Below are 18,399 nucleotides of genomic sequence, written 5' to 3'. Positions count from 1 at the left end.
GGAGCCCGCGCGTGAACGCCCGCAGGGTCGTGCTCGTCGGCGCCGGCCCGCGGGCGATCATGCTGCTCGAGCGCATCATCGCGCGGTTCGATGCGGGGGCGGAAGACACGGACGCCCGGGATGTCGGTGCGCCGCGCCTGCACGTCGAGCTGGTCGACCCGCACCCGCCGGGCGGCGGCCGCATCTGGCGGCGAGCGCAGTCACCGCTGCTCAAGCTCAACTCGATGGCGCGCGACGTAACGGTCTTCACCGACGCGAGCTGCACGATCGACGGGCCGATCCGTCCGGGGCCCTCGCTCATCGACTGGGCCGAGCTGTGGCGAGACGGTCGGCTCGACACCGTCGGACCGGACGTCGACATCGACGACGAGGTCGTGGCGGCCGAGGCCCGCGGGCTGCGGGGCGACAGCTTTCCGACCCGTCGCCTGCACAGCTACTACCTCGCCTGGTTCTTCGCGCGAACGGTGGCTCAGGCGCCCCCGGGCGTCACGGTGCGCTGGCGAGCCGACACCGTGGTGGGCATGCGCGGGCCCGGCACCGTCGCGCTCGCCAGCGGGCTCGAGCTGCGCGGCGACGTCATCGTCTACGCGGTCGGCCACAACGGACGAGAGCCGGATGCCGCGACGGCCGGTCTGATCGAGGCGGCGCGCCGGGAGCGGCTGGTGTACGTGCCACCGGCGTTCACCGCGGACGCCGATCTGTCGGCGCTCACCGCGGGCCAGGACGTCATCGTCCGCGGTCTCGGCCTCGCGGCGATCGACCTCGTCGTGCTCCTCACGCAGGGGCGGGGCGGACGCTTCACCCACGACGGCGAGCGCCTGCGCTACGTCGCGTCCGGGCGCGAACCCCGCCTCCACCTGGGATCGCGCCGCGGCGTCCCCTACCGCTCGAAGGTGTCGTCGGCGATTCAGGGCGCGCCGCCGCAGCGCGAGGTGCTGACGGCCGATCGCACCGCGGCGCTGCTCGCGCGACCGCAGCAGGTCGACTTCGACACCGACGTCTGGCCGCTGATTGCCGGCGAACTGCTGCACGGGCACTACCGCGAGCTCTTCACCGGGCACCCGGACCGCGTCGTCGGCGATTGGCCGGCGTTCCGGGCGGTGCTGCAGGCGCATGCCTGGGACGACCCGGCGCTGCTCGACGCGGTCGCGGCGGCCGTCCCCGATCCGCTCGACCGGTTCGACATCGCGTCGCTGGATCGCCCGCTCGCGAGCCGGACCTTCACGAGCGGCGACGACGCTCATCGCGCGGTGTGCGACCACATCGCGACCGATCTGCACCTGCGGACCGCTCCCGAGCGCAGTGCCGCGCAGGGCGTGTTCCTCGCGGCGCTGCTGTCGTTCCTCGCGCTTGCGGAGATTCCGACGCAGCGGTGGAACGCGCGCTCCCGCGCGGTGTCGCTGCCGGTGCGGTGGCACACCTTCTTCAGCTACGTCGCGAGCGGCCCGCCGGCGCACCGGCTCGAGGAGCTGCTGGCCCTGGCCGATGCCGGCGTCGTCCGCTTCCTCGGGCCCGACACGACGGTGGCGGTCGAATCCGGGCGCGGCTTCGTCGCCTCGAGCCCGCGCGTGCCCGAAGAGACGGTGGCGCGCGCCCTCGTCGACGCGTGGCTGCCCGGCTCGGGGGCGGCCGTCAGCGACAACCCGGCGCTGCGCGAGCTCGCGACGCGACACGGCGCCGAGCTGCGCGTCGCAGACGCCGACTTCACGGGATCGCTCGGGCGCGTGCACACCGACGACGACGGGCGCGTCCTGTCGCGCGACGGTGCGGCAGCGGCATCCCTGTTCGCGCTCGGGCCGTTCACCTCGCTGACGGAGGGCGGCGCGTTCACCCGGCCGCACGCGAACGCGCTGTCGCTGCGGCAGACCGATCGCACGGCCGGCGCGATCCTCGCCGCGGTCCGAACGCCCCCTCTCCCCTCCCTCGCCTGAGCCCCGGTTCCCCTGTGCCGCTGACGGGATGACGCTGCGTGACGCCGCGTGAAGGGGGACGACGGGTTCTTCCCCCGTGTGACGCGGCCGCTCCCGCGGCGGCAGGTCGCCCCGCGAGCCTGGGACGCATGCTCCTTCCCCCCTCCCGTTCCCGTGTCCTCGCGACGGTCGCTTCCGCCGGCGCCGCCCTCCTCCTCGTCTCGTGCAGCTCGACGACCGCCGGATCGCGGCCGTCGGCGTCGGACGAACCCGTCACCGGCGGCTCGTTGACCTTCGCGATCTCCGTCGACAGTCAGTGCATCGATCCGCAGCAGGTCAGCAACAACGATGCGATCGCGATCGCGCGTCAGACCGTCGCATCACTCACCACGCAAGACCCCGACACCGGCGAGATCCTGCCGTGGCTCGCCGAGAGCTTCGATGTCAACGACGATGCGACCCGCTTCACCTTCACGCTGCGCGACGGGGCGACCTATGCCGACGGGGCGCCGATCGACGCGGCATCCGTCCGGACGAACTTCGAGGCGATCACGGCCCTCGGCGCCAAGGCCCCCTTGGGGTCGTCGTACCTCGCCGACCTCGCGAGCATCGACGTCGTCGACGAGCGCACCGTGACGATCGCCTTCTCGCGCCCGAGCGCGCAGTTCCTGCAGGCGACATCGACCTTCAGCCTCGGCCTGCTCTCGCCCGCGACCGCCTCCGTGGGTCAGGCCCAGCGCTGCGGCGGCGAGTTCGCCGGGTCGGGTCCGTTCTCGGTCGAGAGCTACACCCCCAACGAGGGCGCCACCCTCGTGCGCCGCGACGGGTACGACTGGGGTCCGTCGACCAATGCCCACACCGGCGAGGCCTACCTCGACTCGATCGAGTTCGTCGTGGTGCCCGAGGCCGGCAACCGCACCGGCAGCCTGCAGTCGGGTCAGATCGACGCGACGACCGGCATCTCGGCGACCGACGCGGTGCTGTTCGAGGGCGACGGGTTCTGGAGCGAGAGCCGCGCCAACCCCGGCGTGGTCTACAACCTGTACGCGAACCAGTCGACGCCGAAGCTCGCCGATCCCGATGTGCGGCTGGCCATCCAGAAGGGCATCGATCGCGAAGAGATCACCGCGACCCTGCTCGGCCCCGCCGACAAGCCGGCCGTGTCTCCGCTGGCGTCCTCGACGCCGTACTTCACCGACCTCGGCGACGTGCTCGAGTACGACCCGGATGCCGCTGCGGCGCTGCTCGACGAAGCGGGGTGGGCCGTCGGATCCGACGGCATCCGCGAGAAGGACGGCGAACGGCTCAGCTTCTCGGTGACCTACTGGCAGTCGCCCAAGGAGGTGCTCGAGCTCGTGCAGCAGCAGCTGCGCGAGATCGGGGTCGACCTGCAGCTGACGCACGCGAGCATCGCCGACTCGCAGGCGGCATCCGCCGACGGCACCTACGATTTCGTCTACGGCAACCTCACCCGTTCCGATCCCGACGTGCTGCGGACGGTCTTCACCGCCGACAACCCCACCGGCAACACGCGCCGCACGACGCGCACCGCGGTCGACGACCTGCTCGACGAGCAGTCGGCGACGACGGATGCCGCCACGCGCCAGCGCATCGTCGACGAGGCGGCGCGAGCGCTGGTCACCGAGGGCATCACGATCCCGATCTACGAGCTGTCGACCACCATCACCGCGTCGGCGAGGGTCCGCGGCCTGGCCTTCGAGGCGTCGAGCCGTCTCGACTTCGCTGACGCCTGGATCGCGGAATGAGCGCCGGGCTGCGCTACGCCGGGCGCCGGATCGGCCAGGGGCTCATCGTCCTGTGGGCGGCGTACACGATCTCGTTCCTCGTGCTCTACCTGCTGCCCGGCGACGCCGCGGCGCTGTTCGCCGGGGGCGCCGATCAGGAAGCGGTCGACCCGGAGCTCGTCGCCCGGCTGCGCGCCGAGCTCGGGCTCGACCGGCCGCTGTGGGAGCAGTACGTCACCGCGCTGGGGCGCGCGCTCACCGGCGACTTCGGCACCTCGACGCAGACGGGGCGACCTGCCGTGGCGCTTCTGGCCGAGGCGCTGCCGTCGACGCTCGTGCTCACCGGTTTCGCGTTCGTGCTGTCGGTCATCGGCGGGGTGGGCCTCGCGATCGCCGCATCGCTGACGCGTCGCAGCTGGCTGCGGAACTCGCTGCTCTCGTTGCCGCCGATCGGCGTCTCGGTACCCGTCTTCTGGATCGGGCTGCTGCTGTTGCAGGCGTTCTCGTTCCAGCTGCGCCTGTTCCCCGCGATGGGCGACGGCGGGTTCGACAGCCTCGTGCTTCCCGCCGTCACCATCGCGATCCCCTCGGGCGCGTTCGTCGCGCAGCTGCTCTCGCGCAGCCTGCGCTCGACGCTCGCGCAGCCGTACATCGAGGTCGTTCGCGCGAAGGGCGCCTCGGAGGCGCGGGTGCAGCTCGCGCACGCCCTGCGGAACGCGACCATCCCGACCCTGGCCATGGTGGGAGTGCTGGTGGGCGGCCTGCTCTCGGGCGCCGTGGTCACCGAGACGGTGTTCTCGCGTCTGGGCATCGGGCGCCTGGTCGTGACAGCCGTCAACAACCGCGACGTCCCCGTCGTGCAGATCGTCGTGGTCTTCGCCGCCGTCGTCTTCGTCGTCGCCAACCTGCTCGTCGATCTCGTCTCGCCCCTCATCGACCGCCGCATCACCCTCGCCCGCACCGCGTTCGCCGCGGCCTGACGCCGGAGGACTCATGACCACCACGCTCGACACCCCTTCCCTCGTGCCCGTCCCGTCCGCCGCGTTCGACGCGTCCGATACGACGGCGTCGGATGCCGCGCCGCGCCGCGGCGGTTCGCGCCGCGCCATCGCGGGCGTCCGCCGCGTGCTGCGCCAGCCGACGCTCGTGCTCTCGATCGGCGTCCTGGTGCTCGTCGTCCTGTGGGCCATCGCGCCGACCTGGTTCACGGCGTGGAATCCCATCGAGGGCGTGGCGCAGGATCGGCTGCAACCGCCGTCTGCCGAGCACCTCTTCGGCACCGACAACCTCGGACGCGACGTCTTCGCCCGGGTCGTGCACGGTGCCGCGACGTCGCTGGCGGCGACGACGGTCGCGGTGATCGTCGGCCTCGCCGTCGGGTCGGCCTTCGGCCTGCTCGCGGGGTTCCTCCGCGGGATCGTCGACGACGCGATCATGCGGTTCATGGACGTCCTGCTGGCGGTTCCGAGCCTGCTGCTGTCGCTCGCACTCATCACCGCGCTCGGCTTCGGCACTCTCAACGTCGCCGTCGCGGTGGGGCTCGCCAGCGTCGCGTCATTCGCACGGGTCATGCGTGCCGAGGTGCTGCAGGTTGCCACAGCGGTGTACGTCGAAGCCGCGCGTGTCTCGGGCGTGCGGTGGTACACGATCCTGCGGCGGCACGTGCTGCCGAACGCGGCCGGCCCCGTCGTCGCGCTGGGCGCGCTGGAGTTCGGCGTCATGGTGCTGGCGATCTCGTCGCTGTCGTTCCTCGGGTTCGGTGCGCCGCCGCCCACTCCCGAATGGGGCGCGCTCGTCTCGAACGGGCGCGACTACCTCGCGGTCGCGTGGTGGCTGACGACACTGCCCGGGCTCGTGATCGTGGCCGTCGTGCTGTCGGCCACCCGGATCTCGCGCGCCCTCGAACGCGACGGAGGTGCGCGATGACCGCGGCGCACACCCCCCTGCTGGACGTCGACGGGCTCACCGTCTCGTACACGGTCGAGGGCGAGACGCGCCCCGCCGTGACGGACGTCTCGTTCACGGTGGACCGCGGCGAGGTCGTGGCCATCGTCGGCGAGTCGGGGTCGGGCAAGAGCACGACGGCGCACGCCGTCATCCACCTGCTGGCGCGCAACGCACGCGTGGACGGCGGTGCCATCCGGTTCGAGGGCGAAGACCTCACTGGGCTCTCGCCCCGGGCCTGGCGCCAGGTGCGCGGCCGCAGGATCGGTCTGATCCCGCAGGACCCGGGGACGAGCCTGAACCCGGTCAAGCGCGTGGGCCGGCAGGTCGGCGAGCCGCTCGTGATCCACGGGCTCGCCTCGCGCCGCGCGGCCGATCGCCAGGCCGTCGAGCTGCTCGGGCTCGCCGGCATCCCCGAGCCCGAGGCGCGGGCGCAGCAGTTCCCGCACCAGTTCTCGGGCGGGATGCGACAGCGCGGGCTCATCGCCGCGGCGCTCGCGGCCGAGCCGCAGCTCGTGATCGCCGACGAGCCGACGAGCGCACTGGATGTGACGGTGCAGAGGCAGATCCTCGACCACATCAACACGCTCGCCGACACCCTCGGCACCGCGGTGCTGCTCATCACCCACGATCTCGGCGTCGCGGCCGACCGCGCCGACCGCATCATCGTGATGCAGCGCGGTCGGATCGTGGAGCAGGGCGCGGCGAGCGCCGTGCTCGCGGCTCCGCAGCATCCCTATACGCGCGCACTCATCGCCGCGGCGTCGGGGCTGCGGGCGCCGAACGCGCGGGCAGCGGAACGGGTGGCCCGAAACGACGAGCGCCCGGAGCCGCGGAGTGCGCCGCTCCTCGAGGTGTCGGGCCTGCGCAAGGAGTTCGCGCTCCCGGGGCGCGGGCGGCTCGTCGCGGTCGACGACGTGTCGTTCACGGTCGGGCGCGGCGAGACCCTCGCCGTCGTCGGGGAGTCGGGGTCGGGCAAGAGCACGACCGCAAGGCTGGCGCTGCGGCTCGAGCAGCCCACGGCCGGCGGCATCCGCTTCGACGGCGTCGATCTCGTGACCGCCGGGCGGGAGCGGCTGCGATCTCTTCGCCGCCGGTTCCAGCTCGTCCACCAGAGCCCGTACGCGTCGCTCGACCCGCGGTTCACGATCGCGGATGTCGTCGACGAACCGCTGCGCGCATTCGGGGTGGGCGATCGTGCGGCGCGAGCGAAGCGCGTGCGCGAGTTGCTCGATCGCGTGGCGCTGCCGGCCGACGCCGCTCGGCGCCGCCCCGCCGAGCTGTCGGGCGGACAGCGCCAGCGCGTCGCGATCGCCCGCGCCCTGGCGACCGGCCCGGACCTCGTCGTGCTCGACGAGGCGGTGTCGGCGCTCGACGTCTCGGTGCAGGCGCAGCTCCTCGACCTGCTCGTCGAGCTGCAGCGGCAGCTGGGGGTGTCGTACCTCTTCATCAGTCACGACCTCGCCGTCGTCCGCGAGATCTCCGACCGCGTGGCGGTGATGCAGAAGGGACGCGTCGTCGAGCAGGGGCCGACCGCCACGGTGCTGACCTACCCGCGCGCGGAGTACACGCGCCGCCTCGTCGACGCCATCCCCGGACGCTCCCGCGAGCCCGCCTCGCCCGGCGGGGTCGGGCGCTGACCGTCAGGCGCTGACCGTCACCAGGACGCGCTGCCAGCCGCTCGAGCCGTCGGGCGCGATCGGCGCGCGTTCCTCGATCTGCGTGTCGCCGTTCTTGTTGACCGCGCGGACCTCGACGTAGTGCGTCCCGGCCTCGGCCTGCCACTCGAGCACCCACTGCACCCAGGTATCGGAGTTGATGGGGGTCGACAGGGTCGCCGCCTGCCAGTCGCCGTCGTCGATGCGCACCTCGACCCGCTCGATGCCGACCGTCTGCGCCCATGCCATGCCGGCCACCGCGACGGTGCCGGCCGGGACGGGGGTGCCGGTGCGGGGCGTGTCGATGCGCGACGAGAACTTGATCGGCGCCTCGGCGGCGTATCCGCGCGGGGTCCAGTAGGCCTCGTCGGCTTCGAAGGTCGTGACCTTCAGCTCGGTGACCCACTTCGTCGCCGAGACGTAGCCGTAGAGCCCGGGCACGACCATCCGCACCGGGAAACCGTGCTCGAGCGGCAGCGGCTCGCCGTTCATGGCGACCGCGAAGATCGCGTCGCGCGACTCGTCGGTCAGCGCGTCGAGCGGTGTCGAGGCGGTGTAGCCGTCGACGCTGCGCGAGAGCACCATGTCGGCGCCGGCCTTCGGCCCCGCCATACGGAGGATGTCGCGGATCGGAACGCCCTGCCAGATCGCGTTGCCCACGAGCCCGCCGCCGACCTCGTTCGAGACGCAGGTGAGGGTGACGGCGTACTCGTCGAGGCCCATGCCGACGAGGTCGTCGAAGCTCAGCTCGACCCGCTGGTCGACCATGCCGTCGATCACGAGCCGCCAGGTGTTCGGATCGACCGACGGCACAGTGAGGGCGGTGTCGACGCGATAGAAGTCGGCGTTCGGCGTGATGAGCGGCGAGATCCCCTCGACGTCGAGCTCGGCGCCCTCGGGGATCGTGACGGTCGACCGCGGCTCGGGCAGGCGCAACTCGCGGCGGGCGGCGTCGATCGACGCGGTCGTGGCGTTGAGCAGGCGCGAGCCGATGCCGACGATGACGGCGGCGGCTCCGACGCCGGCCGTGGTCAGCAGGAAGGATCGGCGTCCGAGGCCGCGCGGGTTCGGAGCGTCGGCGCTCGCGGCATCCGGTCGTCCCCGCTCCGAGGCCGGCTCGGTGCCCTCGGCCCAGCGGCGCAGGCGCGTGATCAGCAGGACCAGCACGGCGGCGCCGACGAGGGTGCCGACGACGGGGGGCAGGAACGCGAGCGGGCTGGCTCCGGTGCGGGTGACGATCGCGGCGGTCGACAGCACGCCCGCGAGCGCGATCACGACGAGGCCGAACGGTCGCGCGAAGAACTGCAGGATGCCCGCGATCGCGGCGGCCACGAGCACGGCGAGGCCGAGGCTGCCGAGTAGGACGATCTTGTCGGCGGCGCCGAAGGTCGCGATCGCGAACTCCTTCAGCGGCTGCGGGACGATGTCGATGACGAATGCGCCGACCGCGAGGATCGGGCTGCTCTCACGCGCGACGAGCAGCGCGATGAGTTCGGCGACGGCGAGGAACGCGGCGGCGCTGACGACGCCGGCGAGGGCGCTCCACAGCCACCAGATGCCCCGCCTGCGCGTGCGGTCGCGCTTCTCGGGTGCGGTTGTCTTGGCCATCGCTGTCGCCTCTCGATCGGCAGATCACTCCCACCGTGCTTAGTGTGTTCGGCGCCGAGGCGGCAACGGATGGAAATCCGCGGTCAGAGGTGCTTCTCGAAGCAGTGCGAGAAGGCGTACGCGGTGTAGGGCTCGTAGATGGGGATGCGGGTGTAGCCGAGCTTCTCGTAGAGGGCGACGGCATCCTGCTGCCGGTCGCCGGTCTGGAGGATCAGCCGCGCGGCGCCGCGCACGCGGGCGAGGCGCTCGAGCTCGCCGAGCAGGGCCCGGCTGGCGCCGACGCCGCGAGCGCGCGGGTGCACGTACACGCGCTTGATCTCGAGGTCGCGGATGCCGTCGTGCGCGAGGTCCCGCAGCGCAGCGTGGCCGACCGGGTCGCCGGCGGCATCCGTCACGAGCACCGTCGCGACGATGGATGCAGGGTCGACCGCGAACGTCCGAGCCGAGCGCTCCGCCTCGGCGGGGTCGACATCCTCAAAGCGGTCGGCGTAGCGGGGACCGACCTCACGGTCCATCTCGGCGCGCAGCGTGTCGGCCCGGGGGTCGTCGTAGGCCACGTGCTCGAACGTCCAGATCGGCTGGCCGGCGCCCAATGCGGCCGCGGGGGCGACGTCGTAGCCGAACGCGAGCAGGTCGATGACCCGCCCGGGCTCGACCTCGATGCGCCCCTCGCGCTCGGTCAGGCGACGGAAGCCGAGCTTGCGGTACAGGGCGTGGGCGCCGGTCATCTCGGGGCCGCTGTTCATGACGACCCGGTGCGAGCCGCGCTCGCGGGCGAGGTCGAGCACGTGCCGGGTGAGCGCCTCGCCGATGCCGCGTCCGCGAGCCTCGGGGGCGACGGCGAGCTGACGGAAGTCCGTCTCGCCGGGACGGGCGACGTCGGCGAGCGCCCGGTTCGGGCGTGACACCCACACGGTGCCGAGGAGGGTTCCGTCCGGGTCGACCGCCACCCACACGTCGCCCTGACGCACGCGAGCGGCGACGTCGCGGAGGGAGGAGAGGTAGCCGTCGGACAGGTCGCCGTAGTCGTGGGCGTATGCCCGCACCGTCAGCTCACCGGTTCGCTCGTACTCTTCGGTGCGAACGAGGCGGATGGTGACGGTCGTCGCGATCGTGGTCACCGTCCGACGCTACCCCTCAGCCGTGCTCTCGGTTCGCGCCGTCAGGACTTCGGCAGTCCCGGCGGGTTGATCTCGCTGGCGTCGATGCGCTCGGTCTCGAGACCCCAGGTCTCGAGCACCTCGTCGTACTGGCCGCCCTCGATCAGTGCGTTCAGCGCGATGTGGACCGGCTCGATGAGACCGTTGCCCTTCGCCGTCGCGGCGGCGATGTTCGCCGTCTGCGGCCAACCGCCGGGCACCAGACCGACGAGCTTGGTGTCGCCGGTCTCGCGGGCAGACCAGGCCGACGTGGCGTTGGGGCCGAAGGTGGCGTCGACGCGACCCGACTGCAGCGCGAGCACGGCGGCGGCGTTGTCGTCGTAGTACTGCAGCTCGGCGGGAGCCTCACCCGCGGCTTCGAGCTCCTGGTTCCAGGCGAGCAGCACCTGCTCCTGGTTGGTGCCCGACCCGACGACGATCTTCAGGCCCGAGATGTCGGCGGCCTCCTCGATCTTCTCGATGTCGCTGTCGGCCTGCACGTAGAAGCCGAGCAGGTCTTCGCGGTAGCTCGCGAAGTCGTAGAGCTCCTTGCGCTCTTCGGTGACCGTGACGTTCGACGTGATGAGGTCGTACTTGCCCGACTGGATGCCGAGCGGCCAGTCGGCCCATGCGACGACCACCGGGTTGTACTCGAGGCCGAGCGCCTCGGCGATCAGCGAGCCGATGTTCGGCTCGGTGCCGGCGGCCTCGGTCTCGCCCTCGGGGATGTAGCCGAGCGGCGGCAGGTAGGCCGAGTGAGCGACGGTGAGCTTGCCCTCTTCGACCGGCGTGAAGCCGCTCGCCTCGAGGGCGGCGACGGCCTCGGCGACCGGTTCGTCGAGGTGCACCCACCGGATGTCGTCGGTGGCGACGTTCGCCTCGGTCGTGGCGGGCGCGGCGGCCTCGGCCTCGGCGGGTCGGTTCAAGCTGACCGCCGCGACGATGCCGCCGACGATCGCCGCGACGGCAACGACGCCGATACCGGCGGCGACGCCCTGCTTCTTGCTGATTGCCATGCTGTGGTCCTTGTCTCGGGTGAGGATCGGGGTGAAGGGTGGGAGGAAAGGTCAGGCGAGCACCTTGGCCAGGAATTCCTGGACGCGCGGATGCCGGGGTGCGACGAGCACCTCGCGGGGCGGACCCTGCTCGATGATGCGGCCGCCGTCGAGGAAGACGACGCGATCGGCGACCTCGCGGGCGAAGCCGATCTCGTGGGTGACGATGATGAGCGTCGTGCCCAGCTGCGCGAGGTCGCGGATGACGTCGAGTACCTCGCCCACCAGCTCGGGGTCGAGGGCGCTCGTGGGCTCGTCGAAGAGGATGACCTTCGGCTTCAGGGCCAGCGCGCGGGCGATCGCGACGCGCTGCTGCTGTCCGCCGGACAGCTGCCGCGGGTAGTGGGCGGCCTTGTCGGCCAACCCGACCCGCTGCAGGAGGCTGCGGCCGAGGTCGCGGGCGTCGTCCTTCGAGAGGCGTCCGAGGGCGATGGGCGCCTCGGTGACGTTCTCGAGCGCGGTCAGGTGCGGGAAGAGGTTGAAGTTCTGGAAGACGATCCCGATCTGCGTGCGTCGCTCGAGGACGTCTTTCTCGCGCAGTTCGTAGAGCTTGCCGCCGCGCTGCTCGTATCCGATCAGCTCGCCGTCGACGGTGACCGATCCGCGGTCGACCGTCTCGAGGTGATTGATCGTGCGCAGCAGCGTGGACTTGCCCGACCCGCTGGCGCCGAGGATCGCGACGACCTCGCCCGGCTGCACGGTCAGGTCGATGCCGCCGAGGACCTCGATGCCGGCGTAGCTCTTGTGGACGTTGTGGATCTCGACGAGGCCGCGGGTGGCGGCATCCGTGGTCGGGGTCGTGGTCATGACTCGCCTCCGGAGGTGAATCGGCTGTCCCCGGGCGCCGCGTGGCGCGTCGCGCGATCGACCGGCGGCGCGTCGGCACCCACGAGGGCGGGAGGTGGGGTGGGATCGTCGCCGAGACGTGCCCACTGCAGGGCGATCCAGTGGCGTGCCCGCTGCAGCGGCGTGGGCGGCAGCACGCGCACCGATCCCCGGGCGTAGTGACGCTCGATGTAGTACTGCAGGACGCTCAGGATCGTGGTGATGATCGTGTACCAGACCACCGCGACGAGGAGCAGCGGGATCACGCGGCTGTTGCGGTTGTAGATGACCTGCACCGCGTAGAAGAGTTCGGGGACGGCGATCACGAACAGCACCGACGTGCCCTTCACGAGTCCGATGACCTCGTTGGTCGCGTTGGGGATGATCGACCGCATCGCCTGCGGCAGCACGATGCGGCTGAGGCGGCGGCGAGGTGGGATGCCGAGCGCCGCGGCGGCTTCGAGCTGCCCCTGGTCGACCGACAGCAGGCCGCCCCGGATGATCTCGGCCGAATACGCCGCCTGGTGCAGGCTGAGGCCGAGCACGCCCGCGGCGAACGCGCTGATGAGCTGAACCGTCGGGAACTCGACGAGCCAGAAGTCCGTCGTGAACGGGGTGCCGAGTCCGAGCGTCGGGTAGAGGTAGCCGAGGTTGTACCAGACGACCAGCTGCACGACGAGGGGAACCGAGCGGAAGAACCAGATGAAGCTCCAGGCGGCGGCGTTCAGCAGCGGCGACTTCGCCAGCCGGGCGAGCGCGAGGAGCGTGCCGAACAGGAACCCGAGGGTCGCCGAGACCGCCGTGTAGACCAGCGTGAGCCCCAGGCCCTGCAGCACCGGCTCGGAGAGGAAGTAGTGGGCGAAGTAGCCCCACTCGTAATTCTCGTTCGTGACGAGCGACCACAGGAACTGCGCGAGGACGAAGACGACGATGGCGGCGACCGTCCACCGGAACCAGTGCTTGGTGCGGACGACCGGGATGTCGCTGAGGTCGACGCGTCCGGTGGCGGCCGGGGCGGGGGCGGGCGCGGCGCCGTCGCGGAGGTCTCGGTCGACGCGCGGGTCTCGGTCGACGCGCGGGACGGTGTCGGTCATGCGAATCTCCTCGGTCGGTGCGGTGGGATCGGCGGGTGGTGGATCCCTGCGATCGCCCGACAGTAAGGGGCACCGGATGCCGCCGTCGCGGCGTCCGCTCACATGCCGACATGAGCGGAGATACGGCGTAACATCGCGGCGCTCCCGCAGAACACGCGGGTGGAAATCAGAAGGGTGGCGGCTCGTCGACGGGGTCGCCGGTTCGCGCCCCCGGCGGTGGGTCGGGTTCGGGAGTGAAGCAGACGGCAGGTATCGGCACGTCTTCGCGGTAGATCCGCCCGCCGGGGGATGTCCATTCGAGGACCCCGCCGCCGAGTTGCCGGACTTTCCAGTCGGTGAATTGCTTCATCGAGTGGTGTCGTTGGCAGAGGTGGGCGAGGTTGTAGATGTGCGTATGCCCGCCGAGGGCGTGGTCGATGGTGTGATCGATCTCGCAGCGGATCGCAGCCCGCCGGCATCCCGGGAACCGGCAATGCTGATCGCGGGCTTGCAGGAGGCGTCGCATCGAGGCGGTGGGCCGGTAGGTGTCGATCTCGACCGGAGTGCGGGTGATCGGGTCGATGAAGAGCCGGTCCCAGGATGCGGTCTGCCCGGCGAGTTCGCGGGCCGTGTCGGCATCGACGAGCCCGGTGCCGACGGCTTCGGCCGGTCCGTGGTCGGTGCCGGTGAGGGTGTTTGCGGTGACGACGACCTGCACGCGCGCCCGGATCGCGCCGAGCGGTCCGGGTGCGTCGCTGCCGTAGGTCGGATCGACCACCGGCGCCCCGCTGAGCACCAGGTCAGCAAGCGCGTCGGCGCGGAGCTGATCCATCGTGCGCGTATCCGGCTCCTCACACTGGCCGTCGGCGGCGAACGCCGTACCGGCACCCCGGCTGTCCTTCACGGACTGGCCCATCTGCGTCAGCCGGTCCAACATCCCCGCGGCGATCACCGTGGGCAAGGTCGCGATCAAATCCGACATCCCGTCCGCCCCGGGAAGCACCCGCACACACCGCCCCGCTGCGGCGTCCCGATGGCGCTCAGTGAACTCCCGCGGATGCATCCGCTCCGCCAAAGCCCTCAGCGGCTCCTTCACCCGCACCGCGATGTCACGCTCACAGATCTCGATCGCAGCTTCCTCGAACGCGCCCCGAACCTCAGCCGGCACCACCGTCCCGGCTTTGACGATCACCTCCACGTGATCCCGCGTGATCCGCCGGGTCTCCCACGCCGCGAACACGACCGGGTAGTCGTCGACGATGGTCATCGCATGGTCGATGTCGTGCTGCAACCGCCGATCCGACCGCCCCGCCAAACCTGCCGCTTCCGCCGCGACCGACCGTAGCTCCATGTCAGACGCCATCCCCCGCACACCGCCGACGTGCGCGACCCGCAACGCCGACCGTCCGACCTCAGCGAGGGCGCGAATCAGGGCGACATCCCCGGCGTGAGCAGCATCCAACGCCTCGGCGAACGCCCCGAGCGCACCGGCGTGAGCACTCAGTCCCACCCCGTCACTGCCGCCAGTCGTTGCCATATGTCGATGATGCCACCGACCACCGACATCACATTCGAAGATATGTACGCCTGAGGACAACTCGTCGCTACCCGCTCAAGTGCAGGACCCGTGGCGCTGCCCGGGCGCCACCGGCATCCCTGTTCCGCCTATGGGATCCGCACGCCGATGAAGTTCGTCGTGCGGCGCAACTCGAAACCGAGCTTCTCGTATCCCGCGATGGCGTTCGCGTTCGAGGCTGCCGCATGCATGAGCGCGAGGCCGCCCCGCTGCTGGATGTGGAAGGCCACGTCGAGCACGAGGCGCGAGGCGATGCCCTGCCGGCGATACTCGGGATCGGTCGCGACCGCGCTGATCTCGGTCCATCCGCCGGGCTGCAGCCGCTCGCCCGCCATGGCGATGAGGCGGCCATCCCGGCGGACGCCGATGTACCGGCCGAGCAGGTGCGTGCGCGGACGGAAGGGTCCGGGACGGTTGCGCTCGACCAGCGCGAGCATGTCGGGCACGTCCGCGGCGCCCAGGACGACGGCCTCGTCGTCCGGCCGCGGTCGCAGGCGATCGGTCTCGACGAGTTGCACGCCCGCGCCACGGAAGGTCTCGGACCATCCGGGCGGCAGCTCGGGATCGGGTGCATCGGAGCTGATGCTGATGCTGAACTCGCCGCCGGACCCCACCACCTGCACGAGAGAATCCCAGACGGCCGGGTCGTCCCAGGTGCGGACTCCGACGAAGCCGGCGACGTCGTCGGGGTAGCGCCGAACGAGGTCGTCGCCGATGGCGAGGTGCGCGTGGGCGCCGGTCAGCGAGTGCCAGGCGGCGTTGTCGCGCACGTCCTCGATCGTCATGGTCATGGGTGTTCCTTTCCGGCAGTCCCCGACGCCTCGCGCAGACATACCCGCACCCACAACATCGCCGACGCGGAATCCATGCCCGAAACGACGGCGCCACATTCGTTCATCCGAGGGCACCCGCCGTATCGTGCCCTCGTGCACCCTCGCCCCGCCGTGATCACCTGGTCGCTCCTCCGCCTCGCCACGGCCGTCGCCATCGTCGCGGCCGTCGGCGTGCAGCTGGCCGTCTCGGTGACGCGCACGGCCGAGTCGGGCGGTGACGTCGCCACGGTGGTGGCGAACTACTTCAGCTTCTTCACGATCCTCTCCAACCTGATCGCCGCCGCCGTGCTCGCGTGGGCGGGCGTGGCGACCCTCACCGACCCAGAGGGCACGCGGGGCTCGCTGCGCCTGTCGGCCGCCCTCGCGTGCGCGACCACGTACATGGCCATCACCGGCATCGTCTACAACACCCTGCTGCGCAGCATCACACTGCCGCAGGGGTCGGAGCCGGTGCCGTGGTCGAACGAGGTGATGCACACGGTCGCACCGATCGTCCTGCTGCTCGACCTGCTGCTCGGGACGAGACGGCGAGCGCTGCCGTGGCGCACGGTCGGCGTCATCCTGTCGTTCCCGCTGCTGTGGATCGTGTACACGCTGATCCGCGGGCCACTGGTGACGAACGCGGTGACCGGCGAGCCGTTCTGGTACCCGTACCCGTTCCTCAACGCGAACCTTCCGGGTGGCTGGGCGATGGTCATCGCCTACATCGTCGGCATCGCGGTCGCCTTCATCGGCGTCGGCGCATTCTGCGTCTGGACGACTCGCCGCAGGGCCCGCGACGCGCGCGAAGCGGATGCGGTTGTCGCGACATCAGTGCAGCAGTAGTCATACTGACGAGCATGGATGCCGTCAACGCGTGGCTTTTGACCTGGGGCGATCACCTGTGGACCTGGGTCGTGCTGCCCGTCGTCGTCGGGTTGGGCCTGTACTTCACCATTCGTTCCCGAGCGGTGCAGTTCCGGCTGATCCCCGAGATGTTCCGAACCCTGACCGACAAGACCCCGCAGACGGCCGACGGCAAGCCGCAGTCGGTGTCGGCCTTCCAGGCCTTCACGATCTCCGCCGCCTCCCGTGTGGGCGTGGGCAACATCGCGGGAGTCGGCACCGCCATCGCCGTGGGCGGCCCGGGTGCCGTGTTCTGGATGTGGGTCATGGCGTTCGTCGGTGGGGCCTCGAGCTTCATCGAGTCGTCGCTCGCGCAGCTGTACAAGACCCGTGACGCGAACGGGTTCCGCGGCGGCCCCGCCTATTACATGCAGCGGGGACTCAAAGCCCGCTGGCTGGGCGTGTGGTTCGCGATCATCCTCATCCTGTGCTTCCCGTTCGCCTTCAGCTCGCTGCAGGCGAACACGATCGCCGCGACCGTCTCGTCCACCGTTGGAGGCGACCTGCCGTGGCTGCCGTGGGTGGTGGGCGCCGGGGTCTCCGTGCTGACGGGCCTCGTCGTGTTCGGCGGTGTGCGCCGTATCGCATCCGTCACTCAGGTGCTGGTCCCGATCATGGCGCTGGCCTACCTGGCGCTCGGCGTCATCGTCGTCGCGCTGCACCTCGACCGGGTCGGCCCCGTCTTCGCCGAGATCTTCACCTCGGCGTGGGGCTTCAACGAGGTCGTCGGCGCCGCCTTCGGCTACATCATCCTCACCGGCGTGAAGCGCGGCATGTTCTCGAACGAGGCGGGCCTCGGCTCGGCGCCCAACGCCGGCGCCAGCGCCGCGGTCACCCACCCCGTGAAGCAGGGCCTCGTGCAGACACTCGGTGTGTACTTCGACACGTTCCTCGTGTGCTCGATCACCGCGTTCATCATCCTGGTGTCGGTACCGGATCTCGCCGGGGCCAGCCGAGGGATCGATCTCACTCAGGGCGCGCTCACCGGCACCCTCGGCGACTGGTCGAGCATTGCGCTCAGCGTCATCATCTTCATGCTGGCGTTCTCGTCGATCCTCGGCAACTACTACTACGGCGAATCGAACATCGAATTCATCTCGTCCAGCCGCGCTCTCCTGGTCGGCTACCGCGTGCTCGTGGTCGCCGCCGTTCTCGTCGGGTCTGTCGTGGGCGCGGACCTCGTCTGGAACTTCGCCGACGGCGTCATGGGCTTCATGGCTCTGACCAACCTCATCGCGATCGGGCTGCTGTCGGGCGTCGCGTTCCGGCTGCTCAAGGACTACACCGCGCAGCGTCGCGACGGACTCGACCCGGTCTTCACCCGGGATCGCCTGCCGGGCGTCTCGGGGGTCGAGTGCTGGGAGGACGAGCTGACGGTCACGGGTCCGATCCGCCTTCCGTCGCGTGCACGCCAGGCGTCGAAGCACCGCGACCAGCACGCGCGCGACTGATCGCCGACACCGCGGCCGTGACGACCGATCGGGCGGCACCCCCTCGAACGTGAGGAGCGGTGCCGCCCGTTCAGCTGTCAGACGCCGTCGCGCAAGTCGCGGAAGAACCCGTCGACGTGGGTGCGCAGGGCGTCGATGCGCCGGTCGCGCGCCGCGGCCGCATCGAAGCCGAGGTAGGGCGGCGGGTCGAGCCGGCGCACGTTGCGCGAGCACTCGAAGCCCGCGCACAGCAGGGTGCCCACGGTGTTGCCCGCCCGGCCCGCTTTGCCCGCCCGCCGCGCGGAGAAGAGCACGACATCGTTGGGCAGAGTCACGTCACAGCACCAGGAGCACTGCGGTCGCGAGCGAGTCGGCTGCTCCGCCTGGCGCAGCTGCAGTCCGACGGCCTCGCCGTCGAGTTCGGCGACGACGAACCCGAGCAGGGGCGTCTTGGGATCGCGCCAGCCGTAGTAGTCGCGCGCACGCCAGTCGACCTCGGCGAGGTCGCCGGGAACGACGAGCGAATTGCGCTCGCGGAGCGAGACGTTGATGAACGACGAGCGGATGGTCTTCTCGGTGAGAGCGAACATGGGGAGTCCTGTCTGAGTACGCGTGCGCGCACCGCATCGGCGCGCGGCGTCGAAGCCGCACGGCGAGCAGCGCGAGCGGATCATCCCGGGACGGTCGACACCGCCCGGGACCGGGAGAGGCGCGCCAC

15 protein-coding genes are annotated in these 18,399 nt (G+C 71.0%); 7 read left to right on the top strand and 8 right to left on the bottom strand.

Translation table 11 applies throughout. The features are described 5' to 3' along the window. The first annotated feature begins 11 nt into the window (after positions 1–11). The 5 genes from JOF37_RS09755 to JOF37_RS09735 all read left to right on the top strand — a co-directional run bounded on the left by JOF37_RS09755 (position 12) and on the right by JOF37_RS09735 (position 7,239). The gene (locus JOF37_RS09755; protein ID WP_210006636.1) at positions 12–1,931 is read left to right on the top strand and encodes an FAD/NAD(P)-binding protein; all 1,920 of its coding nucleotides are present in this window, start codon (positions 12–14) and stop codon (positions 1,929–1,931) included. A gap of 128 nt (positions 1,932–2,059) precedes the next feature. Continuing rightward, positions 2,060–3,676, top strand: coding sequence for an ABC transporter substrate-binding protein (locus JOF37_RS09750; RefSeq protein WP_210006635.1), 1,617 nt, complete (start codon positions 2,060–2,062; stop codon positions 3,674–3,676). Further along, positions 3,673–4,635: an ABC transporter permease gene (locus JOF37_RS09745; RefSeq protein WP_210006634.1), complete on the top strand. Its 963-nt coding sequence runs from the start codon at positions 3,673–3,675 to the stop codon at positions 4,633–4,635. The genes JOF37_RS09750 and JOF37_RS09745 overlap by 4 nt, the downstream gene beginning before the upstream one ends. Positions 4,636–4,648: 13 nt before the next feature. Beyond that, positions 4,649–5,581 (top strand): ABC transporter permease, encoded by a 933-nt coding sequence (locus JOF37_RS09740; RefSeq protein ID WP_210006633.1) that lies wholly within the window; start codon positions 4,649–4,651, stop codon positions 5,579–5,581. Further along, a complete protein-coding gene (locus JOF37_RS09735; RefSeq protein WP_210006632.1) occupies positions 5,578–7,239 on the top strand; it encodes a dipeptide ABC transporter ATP-binding protein in 1,662 nt (553 codons plus the stop codon). Before JOF37_RS09740 ends, JOF37_RS09735 begins: the two co-directional genes overlap by 4 nt. 3 nt (positions 7,240–7,242) lie before the next feature. On the opposite strand, the gene JOF37_RS09730 is transcribed toward JOF37_RS09735, so the two are convergent. The 7 genes from JOF37_RS09730 to JOF37_RS09695 form a co-directional block, all read right to left on the bottom strand. Beyond that, complete coding sequence (locus tag JOF37_RS09730; protein WP_210006631.1) at positions 7,243–8,865, bottom strand: molybdopterin-dependent oxidoreductase; 1,623 nt, start codon at positions 8,863–8,865, stop codon at positions 7,243–7,245. 83 nt (positions 8,866–8,948) lie between these two features. Continuing rightward, on the bottom strand, positions 8,949–9,986 hold the full coding sequence (locus JOF37_RS15790) for a GNAT family N-acetyltransferase (protein WP_271175024.1): 1,038 nt from the start codon (positions 9,984–9,986) through the stop codon (positions 8,949–8,951). 41 nt (positions 9,987–10,027) lie between these two features. Then, positions 10,028–11,020 (bottom strand): ABC transporter substrate-binding protein, encoded by a 993-nt coding sequence (locus JOF37_RS09715; protein ID WP_210006630.1) that lies wholly within the window; start codon positions 11,018–11,020, stop codon positions 10,028–10,030. Positions 11,021–11,071: 51 nt separating this feature from the next. Next, a complete protein-coding gene (locus tag JOF37_RS09710) occupies positions 11,072–11,866 on the bottom strand; it encodes an amino acid ABC transporter ATP-binding protein (protein ID WP_210006629.1) in 795 nt (264 codons plus the stop codon). Then, positions 11,863–12,978, bottom strand: a complete 1,116-nt coding sequence (locus tag JOF37_RS09705) for an amino acid ABC transporter permease (RefSeq protein WP_210006628.1) — start codon at positions 12,976–12,978, stop codon at positions 11,863–11,865. The genes JOF37_RS09710 and JOF37_RS09705 overlap by 4 nt, the downstream gene beginning before the upstream one ends. A gap of 166 nt (positions 12,979–13,144) precedes the next feature. Continuing rightward, the gene (locus tag JOF37_RS09700) at positions 13,145–14,308 is read right to left on the bottom strand and encodes an HNH endonuclease signature motif containing protein (protein WP_245338620.1); all 1,164 of its coding nucleotides are present in this window, start codon (positions 14,306–14,308) and stop codon (positions 13,145–13,147) included. A 314-nt stretch (positions 14,309–14,622) separates the two neighbouring features. Further along, positions 14,623–15,324: a GNAT family N-acetyltransferase gene (locus tag JOF37_RS09695; protein WP_245338142.1), complete on the bottom strand. Its 702-nt coding sequence runs from the start codon at positions 15,322–15,324 to the stop codon at positions 14,623–14,625. Between the two features lie 135 nt (positions 15,325–15,459). On the opposite strand from JOF37_RS09695, the gene JOF37_RS09690 reads away from it, so the two are divergent. Together JOF37_RS09690 and JOF37_RS09685 are read left to right on the top strand one after the other, a co-directional pair. After that, positions 15,460–16,191: a Pr6Pr family membrane protein gene (locus tag JOF37_RS09690; RefSeq protein WP_271175023.1), complete on the top strand. Its 732-nt coding sequence runs from the start codon at positions 15,460–15,462 to the stop codon at positions 16,189–16,191. 14 nt (positions 16,192–16,205) lie between these two features. After that, entirely contained in the window at positions 16,206–17,702 is a 1,497-nt protein-coding gene (locus tag JOF37_RS09685) for an alanine/glycine:cation symporter family protein (protein WP_210006625.1), read from the top strand. Positions 17,703–17,779: 77 nt separating this feature from the next. Here the strand turns inward: JOF37_RS09685 and JOF37_RS09680 are convergent, their stop codons facing one another. After that, positions 17,780–18,271: an FBP domain-containing protein gene (locus JOF37_RS09680; protein ID WP_210006624.1), complete on the bottom strand. Its 492-nt coding sequence runs from the start codon at positions 18,269–18,271 to the stop codon at positions 17,780–17,782. Between the last annotated feature and the right edge of the window lie 128 nt (positions 18,272–18,399).

The sequence above is a fragment of the Microbacterium imperiale genome (assembly GCF_017876655.1).
In the GTDB taxonomy this organism is placed as follows: domain Bacteria; phylum Actinomycetota; class Actinomycetes; order Actinomycetales; family Microbacteriaceae; genus Microbacterium; species Microbacterium imperiale.
The sequence above is the reverse complement of the archived record's forward strand: the minus strand, read 5'-3'. Positions and strand labels throughout refer to the sequence as shown.